We start from the raw sequence: 13,879 nt of genomic DNA, 5'->3' as shown, positions 1-13,879 counted from the left end.
GACCGTACGCCACGAGCTCCGTGGACGGACCGTCGAGGGGGCGCAGACCGCCGGAACCTGTCCGGGTAATGCCGGCGTAGGGAGTATCGGCCATGCCGCCTGCTTCGCCATCCTCTTCTTCGGGCGCGCCCGCGTCCAAGGGTTTCCCCGAATCGTCCGCGACCGATCCCTGCGACGCCACCGGCGGGGCGGCCGGTTCCACCGGCGCGGGCACCGCCGTCCTGGACCGTCCGGACCGTCCGGACCGGGCGGACCGGGTCGAGGCCCCGTTCGTCCTCGACACCGAGCCGCCGCGCACGCTCCGCTTCCGGGACCACTTCGCGCTCTGGATGAACCTCGGCGTCAGCCTGATCGGCTTCACCACCGCCGCCACCGTGCTCGGCGCACCCGGCAGCGAGCTGTCGCTGGCCGCCGCCGTCACCGCGATCGTGGTCGGCACCGTGGTCGGCACCGCGATGCTCGGCGTGGCCGCGCTGATCGGGGCCCGGACCGGCGCGCCGGCGATGGCCAACCTGCGCGGACTGTTCGGGACGAAGCTCTCCTACGTGCCGACGGTGCTGAACATCGTCCAGTGCGTCGGCTGGGGCGTGTACGAGCTGCTGGTCATCGCGATGGGCGCGCAGACGGTGGCGCACACCGACGGCTACCGCTGGCTCTTCGTCGTCCTGGCGGGCGCGGTGACCACCGCGCTGACCATCTGGCCGCTCGGCGCGATCGCGGTGCTGCGCCGCTTCGTCGCGGCGGCGGTCGCGGTGGCGATGGTCTACTTCACCGTCCAGCTCGGCCGGGGCGGCGTGTCCGACCCGGGCGCGGGCAACTGGCACGGCTTCCTCCGGGCCACCGACGCGATGATCGCGGTGTCGATCTCCTTCGTCCCGCTGGCCGCCGACTACACCCGGCACTCCCGCACCGCCCGCTCCGCGTTCTGGGGCAGCTTCTCCGGCTACACCGTCGCCCAGGTCTGGTGCTACGTGCTCGGCCTGTTCGCGCTGCTGCAGGCCGACGGCGACGCCTCCCGGATCTTCGACTCGTTCCTGGGCGTCTGGGCCGGCTGGTTCTTCCTGCTGGTGCTGGTGCTGCGCGAGACCGACCAGTCCTTCGCCAACGTCTACTCGACCGCGATGTCGGTCCACAACCTGCTGCCGAAGGTGGACCGCCGGGCGCTGACCGGCGCCACCGGCCTGCTGATCACCGTGCTGGCGCTGCAGATCACCGAGTTCACCGACTCCTACTACGCCTTCCTCGGTCTGATCGGCTCGGTGTTCGTGCCGATGTTCGCGGTGCTGGCGGTCGACTACTTCCTCGGCGCCGGCCGGCGCGGCTGGAACCTCGCCGCCGACGCCCCGTCCCGCTGGCTGATGCTGCTGCCCTGGGCGCTCGGCTTCGCCGTCTACCAGCTGATCGCGCCGACCGCGATCGCCGGCTGGTGGACGGACTTCTGGACCTCCGTGCAGGAGGCCCTGCACTTCACGCCCCAGGAGTGGACCTCGGCGTCCCTGTTCGGCTTCCTGGTGCCGGCCCTGGTCACCTGGGCGCTCACCCCGCTCACCCGCCGGACCCCCGCCGCCTGACGCCCGAGAGGCCCGAGGCCCGACCCGGGCCCGCGGCAGCGCGCCGGGAGGGCCGGACGACGAGGCGCGCGGGCGCAGACGGCCCCGCAGGTTGGGGCCGTCTTCGCCCGGGTGTCACTTCCGCCGCCTATCGTGGACGGCGTGACCAGCCCTGACCTCTCCCCGGCGGCGGCGCGCACCGCGCGGCCCGTCCAGGTGATCGCCCACCGCGGTTCCTCGCACGCCCTGCCCGAGCACACGCTCGCGGCCTACCGCCGGGCGCTCGACGAGGGCGCGGACGCGGTCGAGTGCGACGTCCGGGTGACGGCCGACGGTCATCTGGTCTGCGTGCACGACCGCCGGATCGGCCGGGTCTCGGACGGCCGCGGCACGGTCTCCTCGATGACGCTGGCCGAGCTGGAGGCGCACGACTTCGGCGCCTGGAAGACGGGCGAGCCGAGCGCGGACCCGGACCTGCGCGGCGTCCTGCGGCTGGAGAGCCTGCTGGAGCTGGTCACCGACTGCGGGCGGCCGGTGGACCTGGCGATCGAGACCAAGCACCCGGTCCGTTTCCGGGGCCGGGTGGAGTCCGAGCTGCTGCGGATGCTCGACCGGTTCAAGATCGGCGGGGCGCCGGAGGGCGACCGCCCGCAGGCCCGGATCATGAGCTTCTCCTCGCTGGCGCTGACCAGGGTGGCCGCCGCCGCGCCGGAGTACCCGCGGGTCTTCCTGTTCGAGCGGACGCTGCCCCTGCAGGGCCGGCTGCGCCCGGGCGCCTCGCTGCCCGGCGGGGCCCGGATCGCCGGCCCGGGCATCGACCTGGTGCGGGCCCGGCCCCGGTTGGTGACCCGGCTGCGGGAGCTCGGCCACCAGGTGCACGTCTGGACCGTGGACGAGCCGGCCGACGTCGAGCTCTGCCTGGAGCTCGGGGTCTCGGGGATCATCACCAACCGCCCGGCGGAGGTCCTGGCCCAGCTCGGTCGCTGAACCGGTCCGCCGCGGAACGCCGTTCCTCGCGCCCCACGGGTTTCTCCGGGTATTTCCGGCCCCCTGAGCCCCGGTGGCCGCGCGCCCCGCTCCGGAATCACCCGGCACTTCCGCCCCGGCGGACCGCGATCGCTTGGGTAGGGCTCAAACCTTCATCCGCCGTTTTCTGACGGAAATCACGCGTTCTCACGACAGAGGGTGAGCGGGGAATCACCTGCAGCGCACCGTGTGTCGCCCGGCTTGAAATGTCCGCGCGGGATCGCCGTACGGTCGTTTCCGACCCATTACCAAGGGGCATCCATCCCTCGGCATACGCTGAAGGAGGTCCGGGGGTGGCGTTGATGGTGGCGCGTGAAGTGCCGACTTCATCGACCATGGCAGTGCCGCACGGCCCATCGAGTGTCGGGGTCGCACGGCGCCGACTGCGTCGAGATCTACGTGATCGGGAGATACCGGAACCGGTCATCGATGATGCTGTTCTGATCCTTTCCGAACTGCTGAGCAATGCATGTCGTTACGCACGGCCGCTCGGCCTGCTGCCCGTGCTCGGACGCAGCGCCCGGGCCGAGATCGTCGACCAGATCCTCGTCGGCGTCCCCTCCGGTCCGGCCGAGCCGGCCAGGCCGGCCGGTGCTCCCGCGACGGGCGGCCCGGCCGTCCACGCCAGGAGCCGGGACGCGGGACAGGCCCGGCCGCAGGCCCACCCGGACGAGGGCGAGGACAACGGCGGGGTGCTGGTCCGCTGGCAGCTGCACGCGGACGGGGTCCTCACCCTGGAGGTGACGGACGGCGGCGCGCAGACCCGGCCGTCCCCCGCCAGTCCGTCGCTGACCTCGCGCGGCGGCCGCGGGCTGAGCATCGTCGACCAGCTGTCCAGCGACTGGGGCGTGCGCGACGCGCCCGGCGAGGTCACGGTCTGGGCCGCCCTGCCCGCCCGGGCCCGGCACGCCCGGCGCACCGGCGGTGACGCCCGCAGCGCCTGAGCGTCGCCCGCGGCCGTCGGAGCGGGGCCCGGTGGGGCCTCCGCGGGGCGCCGCCCACGGCGGTCCGGGCGTCGCCCCCACGGGGTGCTCCCCGCCCCGGCGCGTGCCCACGGGCCGGGGGAACGTCAGTAGGCTGCCCGGAGCACACCGAAACCGCCACCGGGAGAGCCGCACCATGGGCAAGAAGGCCGCCAAGAAGGCGCCGCAGCGCAGCCAGTCCACCACCGCCGTCACGGGCGAGATCCCCGTGGTCGGGGCCCGCGAGAACTGCCCCTGCGGTTCGGGCCGCCGGTACAAGGCCTGCCACGGCCGGGAGGCCTCGCACGCCGTGCAGGAGCTGGTGCACCGCCCGTTCGAGGGGCTGTCCGGCGAGGCCGACTGGGTGGCGCTGCGCGAGCTGGTCCCGGCCGCGACCGTGCCGCTGACGCTGGCCGCCGGGGTGGCCGAGGCCGCCAATGGCGACGTCCCGTCCGTGACCCTGGCCACCGTGCTGCCGCTGGCCTGGCCGGCGCTGCGCCGCCAGGACGGTTCGATCCTGCTCGGCCTGCAGACCCAGTCCGCCTCCGGCGACCTGAGCCGTGACCTGGCGGACGCCCTGGAGCTGGCGCTGGCCGCCGAGCCCGGCTCGCCCGTCCCGGCCCGCCGGACCGTGCCGGGCGGCCGCCGCCTGCAGGACCTGCTGGACACCACGGCCGAGTTCACGCCCGCCGTGCACACCGGCTTCGAGTTCTGGCTGGAGGACGCCGAGACCGCCACCGGCGAGGTGGCCGCCTCCCTGGAGCGCGCCAACGCCTCGGCGATCCCGACCGAGAAGCTCACCGGCGTGGACTCCGCGTACTGGTGCGGCACCCCGGACAAGAACCACCTGCGCTGGGTGATGACCGTGCCGGAGGAGGAGCTGCTGGACGCGCTGGCCCGGCTCACCGCCGCCGACCTGTCCTCGCTCGGCCCGGACACCCGGCTGGTCGGCTCCTTCCGTGCGCACGGCCTGACCGTCCCGGTCTGGGACCTGCCGCTCGCCATGACCGCCACCGACTGCGAGAAGCCGGCCGCGGAGTTCGCCGAGCGGCTCGCCGCGACGCTGGCCGACCCGGCGCCGCTGACCGGCGAGGAGCGGCGGGCCCGCGCCAACCTGGTGAACCGTCAGGTCACTTTGAACTAAAGGGGACTCGGATCCGGGTGATACGCGTCACATTGGCCGCCGGTACCGCAATTTCCGGGCGGGCAGGGGCTCTTGGAAATTGGCGCGGGCGCGGATCCTTGTTACTGTCTAAAGAGTCCGGTCGCTGGTGCATCCCCCGTCGCCAGCGGCCGGATCTTTTGTTTTCCGGCCCCGGCCCGCTCCGACGGGTGGACCGTGCCCGATCAGTACCCCGGCCGATCGGCCCGCCGGCCCGGCCGCGACCGACGCACCGGCCCCCGCCGCACCGGCCACGGGGCCGAACGACAGGGGCCGGACGAGGCGCGGAAGCCCCGGTCAGTACGCCGAGCGCCCGCTGTCCAGCTGGACCGTCGCCTCGACCAACTCCCCCAGCAGCGGCCCGACCTCGGGCAGCCACACACCGCCGTCGGCCGCCGGACGCGGTGGCAGCACCCAGCGCACCCCGCCGCCCGAGCCGCCGCCCGGCGGCAGCGCCAGGAAGCCGCCCGAGCCGTGGTAGCGCAACGAGCCCGGGACCCAGGGAAGTTGGGCGAGCATCTCGCCGAGCGCCTCCAGTGAGTAGGGGGCGACGAGCATCGCGTAGCGGCCGGGCATCGACAGGACCGGGCCGAGCGGGAGCCGCAGCGCGGCGAGGTAGGCGAGCGCCCGGGCACCGGCCGCCGCGGGCAGGCTGACCGCCGAGACGGTCCCGCCGGTCGCCGCGAGCACCGGCGCGTCCGGGCTCTGCCGCTCCCACCACCACCGCACCATCCGGGCGTCGGTGGTGGCCGCCAGCAGTGACGGGTCGTGCGGGTGGGCGCCGGGGACGGAGCAGTCCGCGTCCCCGCACGAACAGTGGCCGCCGACCAGCAGCGTGCCGGGCACCACCGGCCAGCGGTGGTCGACGGCGGCGGCCAGGGCCGCGGCCAACCGGACGGAACGGACTGTCGACCGGCTCCTTGAGTTCTCGCGCATGGCGCTCGTTCCTTTCCGTGACCGCTCGGGTCGCTCCGGCCCCGCCGGCCAGGGGCCGGGGAGACGCCGCACGGGCCCGTTCCGGGCCGGTGGGCTTGGCGGACGGCGTGGCGGGGATGGAGCACGGTGTGGAGCACGACATGAAAGAGCCGCGATGCGAACAGCCCTTGGAACGAGAATCCCGTATGCGACCGGATGGACGCCGCCCGGGCGCGGTTGGTTCCACCGTACGAGTGAGTGACTTCCGGCCGACCCGGCCGACGGGCGGCGAAAGCATACGATCCGGACGGCCGCGAGAGCCGTCCTGACCGTTCTGCCCGTTCTCCGGCGCTCCATGCCCGCGGGCCCGGCAGGGGCGCGCACGAACGGAGCGGGCCCCGGCCGGGCCCGGCGGGGCGGAGAACCGGCCACCCGCGTCGTCATGGATCTGGACATGCCCCGAATGGCCTGTGTAGAAGTGGTGGCATTGCTGTCGATCAATGACGAGTAGTAGCGAATCGAGGCGAATCACGCCCTTTGGCCGTGCTCGCTCCCATCGGCCGTACCTGGGGGATCCGCATGACACGTACCACCGCGTCAGGAGTGGCGGCATGACTGAGTCCCACCCGTCGTCGACAGCCTCCGAGCCGGGCGATCCCCGTCGCCCCCGCGGGCTCTCGGTGCTCGACCATCCGGGCTTCCCCACGCCCCCCGCCGGACCGGCCGGGCAGCCGGGCTGCGCGGCCGACGAGCCGCCGGCCCGTACCGAACCGGCCGGCGGCACCGAACCGCCCGGCGCCCCGGAGGCCCGCCCGGCACCCCCGGCCGGGCTGCAGGACCGTTTGGCCGGACGGCTGTCCGATTTCACCAGCCTCCACGAGCACTCCGAGCGGCTGGCCCGCGCCCGCGGCCTGACGGCCACCCTGGAGGCCGTGCTGGCCTCCGGCGCCGCGCTGCTCGGCGCCGACCGCGCCCTGCTGGTCACCGCGCTGCCCGGCGGCGGCCCCAGCCAGCCGGTCGGGTACGGGCTCGACCGCGCCAGCCTCGGCGCGCTGGAGACGGTGCCCACCGAGCAGAGCCCGCTCGCCCGGCTGCTGCGCGAGCACGACCGGCCCGACCGGCTGCAGTCGCGCGACCTCGCCACCGACCCCGCGATCGGCGCCCGGCTGCGCGAGCTCGCCGGCCACCTCCGCCTCGGCGGCTGCCACGGGCTGCCGCTCGCCACCGCGGAGGACGGCCCGCTGGCCGCCGTGCTCTGGTTCTACGACGAGCCCGCCGAGCCCACCGAGCGCCAGTGCGAGCTCGTCCGCCGGTACTGCGACGTCGCCGCCCCGCTGCTGGCCAAGGAACTCGAAGCGGACCGGGTCCGGCGCACCACCGAGGCGCTCTGCCGCGGCCTGCTCCCGGACCGCCTCCCGCAGCCCGCCGGCCTGCGGCTGGCCGCCCGGCTCGTCCCGGCCGGGCTGGACCGCTCGGCCGGCAGCGACTGGTACGACGCCATCCCGCTGCCGGACGGCACCGTCGGCCTGACCGTCGGCAGCGTCTCCGGCGACGGTCCGGGCGCCGGCCCCTGCTCCGCCCCCGGCGCGGCCGCCGCGATGGGCCGGGTCCGGGCCGCGCTGCGGGCGTACGCCGTCCTGGAGGGCGAGGACCCGGTCTCCGTCCTGGGGGACCTGGAGCTGCTGCTCAAGACCACCGAGCCGGCCCGCAGCGCCACCGCCCTCTACGCCTGGATCGAGCCGGACGAGCGCCGGATCACCCTGGCCGGGGCCGGGCACTGCCCGCCGGTGCTGGTCACCCGGCAGGGCGCCGAGTTCGTGGAGACCTCGCTCTCCGCACCGCTCGGCATGCTCTCCTGCTGGGAGGCGCCGGGCGTCGAGCTGACCGCCGGGCGCGGCGACACCCTGGTGCTCTACACCGAGGGCCTGGCCCGCCGCTGCGGCCCGACCCTGCACGCCGGACAGGCCAACCTGCGCCGGGCCGCCGCCGACGCCCCGCGCGACGTGCGGATCGACCCGGACCGGCTCTGCGCCCACCTGCTGGCCGTCTGCGCGACCCGGGAGGCCGGGCCCGCCACCGACGACCTGATGGTGCTGGCCGCGCGCTTCGAGTAGCCGGCCGCGCCCGTGGCCGCGGCCCCGCGGCGGGGCTTCCCGGGCCGAGGCCGCCGGAGGCCGGGCGGCCGGGCGTCCGTACCATGGACGCACGGCCGCCCACGTGTGTCGCGATCCGACGCCCCCCGGCCCTTCGCCCGGGGGACCCCCATGGGCGGCACCCGCGCAAGGAGGCGACGTACGTGACCGAGGACCGCACCCCGGCAGTGGCCGAGAACCCCGAGGCCGCCGGCGGCGAGGAGCCGCAGGAGTTCAAGGGCCGCAAGAACGGCCTGTACTCGGAGGTCTCCGACGAGCTCGCCGCCTCGATGAAGTCCGGCTGGGCCGACACCGAGCTGCACGGCCTCACCCCGGTCGCCCAGGCCCCGTACGCCGCCGAGCGCCGCGCCCGGCTCTCCGCCGCCTTCCCCGGCGAGCGCCTGGTCGTGCCGGCCGGCACCCTGCGGGTCCGGGCCAACGACACCGACTACAACTTCCGCGCCGCCAGCGAGTACGTGCACCTCACCGGTGACCAGACCGAGGACGCGGTGCTGGTCGCCGAGCCCACCGGCGCGGCCGGCCACGACTTCGGCCTCTACCTGCTGCCGCGCTCCGACCGCGAGAACGGCGAGTTCTGGCTGGACGGCTACGGCGAGCTGTGGGTCGGCCGCCGCCACAGCCTCACCGAGCAGGAGCAGCTGCTCGGCCTGCCGGTCCGCGACGTCCGCAAGGCCGCCGAGGAGCTGGCCGGGCGCGCCAAGGCCGACGCCGTGCCGACCCGGATCGTGCGCGGCTACGACGCCGGCCTGGAGTCCGCGCTCGCCGAGGTGCTGGACGCCGACAAGGACGCCGGGCTCAAGGAGTTCCTGAGCGGCCTGCGACTGGTCAAGGACGAGTGGGAGATCGGCGAGCTGCGGGCCGCCTGCACCGCCACCGTCAACGGCTTCACCGACGTGGTGCGCGAGCTCGGCCAGGCCGTCGCCACCTCCGAGCGCTGGATCGAGGGCACCTTCTGGCGCCGCGCCCGGGTCGAGGGCAACGACGTCGGCTACGGCTCCATCTGCGCCGCCGGCCCGCACGCGACCACCCTGCACTGGGTGCGCAACGACGGCGAGGTCCGCCCGGGCGAGCTGCTGCTGCTGGACGCCGGCGTGGAGACGCACAGCCTCTACACCGCCGACGTGACCCGCACGCTGCCGATCGACGGCCGGTTCAACGAGCTCCAGCGCAAGATCTACCAGGCGGTGTACGACGCCCAGGAGGCCGGCATCGCGGCGGTGAAGCCCGGCGCCCGGTTCCGTGACTTCCACGACGCCTCGCAGCGCGTGCTGGCCGAGCGCCTGCTCGCCTGGGGCCTGCTGGACGCCTCGGTGTACGACCTGGAGAAGGTGCTGGAGCTGGGCCTGCAGCGCCGCTGGACGCTGCACGGCACCGGCCACATGCTCGGCCTGGACGTCCACGACTGCGCGCACTCCCGCACCGAGGAGCACGTCGACGCGCTGCTGGTGCCCGGCATGGTGCTCACCGTCGAGCCCGGCCTGTACTTCCAGCAGGACGACCTGACCGTGCCCGAGGAGTACCGGGGCATCGGCGTCCGGATCGAGGACGACATCCTGGTCACCGCCGACGGCAACGAGAACCTCTCGGCGGGCCTGCCCCGCCGCGCCGAGGACGTCGAGGCGTGGATGGCCTCGCTGGCCTGAGCCCGACCGGCACGCCACGGGCCCGGCTCCCCGGTGGGGGGCCGGGCCCGTGGCGCGTGCGCTACTTGGCGACCACCTGGATCTGGAGGGTGCCTTCGCCGGCCAACCGGAAGCTCCCCGCGCCGTCCGGCACCTCCAGCCGCATGACCAGCGGAAGGGTGCCCGGCCCGTAGTCGGGGGTCAGCGTCAGCCGGTAGTTCACCGTCACGCTCTGCCCCGGGGCGACGGAGACCGGAAGACCGCTCTCCAGGCCGGAGAAGGCGTCGAGCCCCCAGAGCTCCATCGGGCTCCAGGCGCCCCCCTGCCGGCGGTCCAGGGTGGAGGTCCGCTTCACCCCGGGCGGCGCGCCCGGGTAGGGGTCCGCGTACACCACGGCCTTCGTCGCGGTGTAGTTCGTCTTGCCGGTGTTCTTGAAGGTGACCGCGAACTCGACCGGGGTCCCGTCGTTCGGCACCTTCTGGCCGACGGTGAGACCGGTGACCGAGGCGCTCACGTCGTTCGCGTAGGGCGAGGTGTGGCCGCTGACGTCCAGGCTGTTGACGATCGCCTGGAGTCCGCTCTGGTAGTCGGCCTTGAGGCCGATCGCCGACACGTAGACCTGGTCCTTCGGGAGGACCCACATCTGGGCCGTGAAGGAGTCCTTCGCGTTGCAGGTGACCTGCCACTGCGACTTGCGCGCGGGGCGGCCGGCCACGGTGACGGTGCTCTTCGCCGGACCGACGCTCTTCAGCTGGCCGTCCGCGGGATGCGGATTGCCCCACACCGGGCAGTTGGGCTGGTGGCCCCAGCCGCCGGAGGCGTCGAGGTCGCCCGTCGACGGCCAGGTGACGGGCTCCGCGTCGTACACCGTGAGCTCCGCACCGTACGGGGAGCAGTCGTTGAAGGCCGCGCCGTCCGGGGCGCCCGGGCTCAGCAAGCAGAGCCGGATGCCCTGGGCGCCCTCCGTGACGGCCCGCCAGCCCTCGGGGATCCTCAGCTTCACGCCGCGGAACGTGTACGGGGTCGCGGGCGCCGTCGGGGACGTGCTGGTGGTCGCGGTTCCCGTCGTGCTCGGGACCCCGACCGGCGCCTCGGTCGTGCCGCCCCCCGTCGGACCGGCCGTCGGCGAAGTGGTCGTGGCCGTCGCCGTCGGGCTCTCGGACGGGGTCGGCTCGACGGTCGGGACCGCGCTGGGGCTCGGGCTGGCGGAGGCCGTGACGGTGGCCGCCGGGCCGGGATCGCCCCGGTCGGCCACCGTGTCGCCGCGGAAGCCGAGCACGCCGAACGCCATCGCGGCGGCCAGGCCGAACAGCGGCACGGCGGCCAGGTAGACCGGCTTGAGCCGGCGCAGCCGCCGACTGGGCGGTGCGGCCGGGCGCAGGTCGTGTGCGGTGATCTGCATCGCTCGGGCGTTCATCGCCTCGCGGAGCAGCCGTTCCATCGGGGTGTCGTCCGGCCCGTCACCGTCACCGCCGGTCCGGCGGGGAAGCTTGTCGGTCATCGAACCTTCTCCAGATGCTTTTCCAAGGCGTCCAAGGCCCGGCTGGCGGTGGACTTCACAGCGCCCCGGGAGAGCCCCAGGGTTTCCGCTATCTGTGCTTCGGACATGTCCGACCAGTAGCGCAGGACGAGTACCTCGCGCTGGCGGGAGGTCAGCTCCTGCAGGGCGACCAGGACGCGCCGGTGCTCGTCGTTGAGTACCGCGTGGTCCTCGGCCGACGGTGCGTCGGCCTCGTGCGGGGGGACGTACTCGCGGGCGGTCTTGCGGCGGCGCAGCATCGAGCGGGCGCCGTTGACCACGCTGGTGCGCAGGTAGCCGAGGGCGTTGTCGAGGTCGTCCAGCTGCTCGCCGTGGCGCTGGTAGAGCTGGGTGAAGGCCTCCTGCACGACATCCTCGGCGAGGTCCTGGTGGTCGACCAGCAGGACGGCCATCCGCACCAGGCCCAGCCGGTGCGCGTGGTAGAGGCCGGTCAGGGTGGGGCGTTCCTCCGCCTCCTGCTTGCGCCCGCCGCGCAGCAGCCGCAGCCCCGCCCGGCGCTGCACCGCCTCCTGCTCGGAGCTCGACGGGGCGCCGTCCGACGAGGCGTCCCGGGGAGCCGCCGCCCCGCCCGCCTCCCGCGCGCCGAAGAGCAGTCCGACCAGCCCGGCGCGGAGGAAGCCGCCGCTCCTCCCGCCTCCCACGAGCGGCCCGATGGCCATGGACATCCGCGTTCTGCTTTCCCCCAGGGACGGTTCCCGGCGTGGACCGGACCGTCATGACACATGATCAAGATCGTGATCGGCGGGAATCCTGCCATCGCCTCGACCGCCGGCGGACCCCGCCCCCCACTGGTGATGGACGTGCGAGGAGGGCGGAGGTTGCAGGTGGCTTCGCAGAAGATTTCGACCTGGCCGGAACGGCTACACTCACCCGCATCCCGCCACCGCCGCCCAGTCCGAGGGGACCTCATGGCCGACCAGCAGACCACCGGCCCGGTGGCCGTCGCGATCGGACGGCGGCCGGCGCCGGTGCACGATGTCGCGGTGTACGCCTTCGACGGCATGACGCCGTTCGAACTCGGCGTGGTGGTCGAGGTGTTCGGGCTGGCGCGGCCCGAGCTGAGCGGCCTGCTGGCCGCCCCCTGGTACGGGCTCAAGGTCTGCGCCGACCGGCCGGACACCGCGCTGCGGTCGGTCGGCGGCTTCTCGCTGACGGCGCACCACGGTCTGGACGACCTCGCCGCCGCCGACACCGTGGTGGTCCCCGGGGTCCCGAACGCCTTCAGCGGCGAGGTCTCCCCCGGGCTGGTCGCCGCGCTGCGCACGGCGCACGAGCGCGGTGCGCGGATCGTCTCGATCTGCTCCGGCGCCTTCGCGCTGGCCGCCGCCGGTCTGCTGGACGGCCGCGAGGCCACCACCCACTGGCGGTACGCCGAACTGCTCCAGCGCCGCCACCCGTCGGTCCGGGTCAATCCGGACGTGCTGTACGTGGACAGCGGCTCCGTCCTGACCAGCGCGGGCAGCGCCGCCGGGATCGACCTCTGCCTCCACCTGGTCCGCCGGGACCACGGTGCCAAGGTGGCCAACAGCGTGGCCCGCCGCTTCGTGGTGCCGCCGCACCGGGACGGCGGGCAGGCCCAGTTCATCGAGGCGGCGGTCCGGCCGGTCGACGAGGAGGACGACGGGATCGCCCGTTCCATGCAGTGGGCGCTGGACCACCTGTCCGCCCCGCTGACGATCTCCCTGCTGGCCCGGGCCGCCCGGATGTCCGACCGCTCGTACCTGCGGCACTTCACCGCCCGCAACGGCACCAGCCCGATGCGCTGGGTGATCAGCCAGCGCGTCGCGGCCAGCCTGCCGCTGCTCGAATCGCCGGACGGGTCGGTGGAGGAGATCGCCACCGCCGTCGGCTTCGAGAGTGCCGCGACCTTCCGGCACCACTTCGGCCGGGTGATGCGCACCTCCCCGACCGCCTACCGGCGCGGCTTCGGACGCGGCGTGGCCTGAAGCCGGGCGTGGCCCGGAGCCCAGCGTGGCCCGGGCCAGGACACGGCCCGGGCCGGCGGCCCTACGCCTGCTCTCCGGTGCGGAAGGCCGCGTTGGCGAGCATCGCGTCGTGCAGCCACTGGGCGAGGCCCGGGGCGAGCTCCTCGTAGGTGGCGGTGAACCGCGGGTCCGCGACGTACATCCCGGCGATGCCGCGGTGGATCTCGAAGGTGCAGTCGTAGAAGTTGTCGCAGATGTGCTGCCGGTGCACCTCGGCGAGGTCCATGGCCGGACCGCCGTCGGCCGGTTCGCCGGCGGTGAAGGCCGCCACCAGACGGGCGTTGAGCGCGTCCGTCTCGGCCTTGATCCGCTGCCAGTCGCCCTTGTCGTAACCACCGGTGCGGCGCTGGGACTGCGCCCAGGCGTCGGTGTCGCCCCAGCGCTGCTCGGCCTCGGCCTCCCACTCCTCCCGGTAGGACTCGCCGAAGACCTCGAACTTCTCCTCCGGGGTCAGCTGGATTCCCATCTTCTGTGCCTCCATGGCGTGTTCGACGGCCGCGGCCAGGTCCTGGAGGTGGCTGATGCGGTCGGTCAGCAGTCGGTGCTGGCGCCGCAGGTGCTCGCTCGGGCTGACCGAGTGGTCGTCCAGGATGGCCGCGATCTCTTCCAGGGGGAACCCGAGTTCGCGGTAGAACAGGATCTGCTGCAGCCGGTCGAGGTCGGTGTCCTGGTACCGGCGGTAGCCGGCCGGGGTACGCCCCTGCGGGGCGAGCAGTCCGATCTCGTCGTAGTGGTGCAGGGTGCGGACGGTGACCTTGGCGATCTTCGCCACGGCACCGACCGAGTAGCCGCCGCTCATCCGGGCGCTCCCTTCTCGTTGGCCACGACTCTCCCGCCTCCCGTTGCGTGAGGGTCAAGCCCAGTCTTCCGGCGCGGCGGCGCGGGGGCGGCCCGCGCCGCGGACATCAGCGCGGTGGTGTACGGGTGCATCGGGGACGCGTAGAGCGAGTCCCGGTCGGCGATC

General features: G+C 74.2%; 11 protein-coding genes. 7 read left to right on the top strand and 4 right to left on the bottom strand.

Features of this window, described 5'->3' with window-relative positions; genetic code table 11:
• The first annotated feature begins 92 nt into the window (after positions 1-92).
• From ABT263_RS12520 to ABT263_RS12505, 4 genes are all read left to right on the top strand, one after another.
• The gene (locus tag ABT263_RS12520) at positions 93-1,571 is read left to right on the top strand and encodes a purine-cytosine permease family protein (protein WP_352290426.1); all 1,479 of its coding nucleotides are present in this window, start codon (positions 93-95) and stop codon (positions 1,569-1,571) included.
• A 141-nt stretch (positions 1,572-1,712) separates the two neighbouring features.
• Positions 1,713-2,537 carry a glycerophosphodiester phosphodiesterase family protein gene (locus ABT263_RS12515; protein ID WP_329488673.1) on the top strand — a complete coding sequence of 275 codons (825 nt, stop codon included), beginning with the start codon at positions 1,713-1,715 and terminating at the stop codon, positions 2,535-2,537.
• Positions 2,538-3,079: 542 nt separating this feature from the next.
• The gene (locus ABT263_RS38890) at positions 3,080-3,520 is read left to right on the top strand and encodes a hypothetical protein (protein WP_380388214.1); all 441 of its coding nucleotides are present in this window, start codon (positions 3,080-3,082) and stop codon (positions 3,518-3,520) included.
• Positions 3,521-3,695: 175 nt separating this feature from the next.
• Positions 3,696-4,682: a DUF5926 family protein gene (locus ABT263_RS12505; protein ID WP_329488675.1), complete on the top strand. Its 987-nt coding sequence runs from the start codon at positions 3,696-3,698 to the stop codon at positions 4,680-4,682.
• Positions 4,683-4,997: 315 nt separating this feature from the next.
• Here the strand turns inward: ABT263_RS12505 and ABT263_RS12500 are convergent, their stop codons facing one another.
• Positions 4,998-5,636: a bifunctional DNA primase/polymerase gene (locus ABT263_RS12500; protein ID WP_329488676.1), complete on the bottom strand. Its 639-nt coding sequence runs from the start codon at positions 5,634-5,636 to the stop codon at positions 4,998-5,000.
• A 590-nt stretch (positions 5,637-6,226) separates the two neighbouring features.
• On the opposite strand from ABT263_RS12500, the gene ABT263_RS12495 reads away from it, so the two are divergent.
• A complete protein-coding gene (locus ABT263_RS12495) occupies positions 6,227-7,729 on the top strand; it encodes a PP2C family protein-serine/threonine phosphatase (protein WP_329488677.1) in 1,503 nt (500 codons plus the stop codon).
• Between the two features lie 182 nt (positions 7,730-7,911).
• A complete protein-coding gene (locus ABT263_RS12490; protein ID WP_329488678.1) occupies positions 7,912-9,411 on the top strand; it encodes an aminopeptidase P family protein in 1,500 nt (499 codons plus the stop codon).
• Positions 9,412-9,472: 61 nt separating this feature from the next.
• Here the strand turns inward: ABT263_RS12490 and ABT263_RS12485 are convergent, their stop codons facing one another.
• The gene (locus tag ABT263_RS12485; protein WP_352290422.1) at positions 9,473-10,891 is read right to left on the bottom strand and encodes a hypothetical protein; all 1,419 of its coding nucleotides are present in this window, start codon (positions 10,889-10,891) and stop codon (positions 9,473-9,475) included.
• Positions 10,888-11,595 (bottom strand): RNA polymerase sigma factor, encoded by a 708-nt coding sequence (locus ABT263_RS12480; RefSeq protein WP_352290420.1) that lies wholly within the window; start codon positions 11,593-11,595, stop codon positions 10,888-10,890. The genes ABT263_RS12485 and ABT263_RS12480 overlap by 4 nt, the downstream gene beginning before the upstream one ends.
• Before the next feature lie 243 nt (positions 11,596-11,838).
• Here ABT263_RS12480 and ABT263_RS12475 point away from each other — a divergent pair, with 243 nt between their 5' ends.
• Positions 11,839-12,876, top strand: a complete 1,038-nt coding sequence (locus tag ABT263_RS12475) for a helix-turn-helix domain-containing protein (protein ID WP_352290418.1) — start codon at positions 11,839-11,841, stop codon at positions 12,874-12,876.
• A 61-nt stretch (positions 12,877-12,937) separates the two neighbouring features.
• Here ABT263_RS12475 and ABT263_RS12470 read toward each other — a convergent pair whose 3' ends face one another.
• Positions 12,938-13,714 carry a MerR family transcriptional regulator gene (locus ABT263_RS12470; RefSeq protein WP_352290416.1) on the bottom strand — a complete coding sequence of 259 codons (777 nt, stop codon included), beginning with the start codon at positions 13,712-13,714 and terminating at the stop codon, positions 12,938-12,940.
• Between the last annotated feature and the right edge of the window lie 165 nt (positions 13,715-13,879).

Source organism: Kitasatospora sp. NPDC001603, from assembly GCF_040298365.1.
Classification (GTDB): Bacteria; Actinomycetota; Actinomycetes; order Streptomycetales; family Streptomycetaceae; genus Kitasatospora.
Note: the sequence above shows the minus strand (reverse complement) of the source record. Positions and strands in the feature narration are given on the sequence as shown.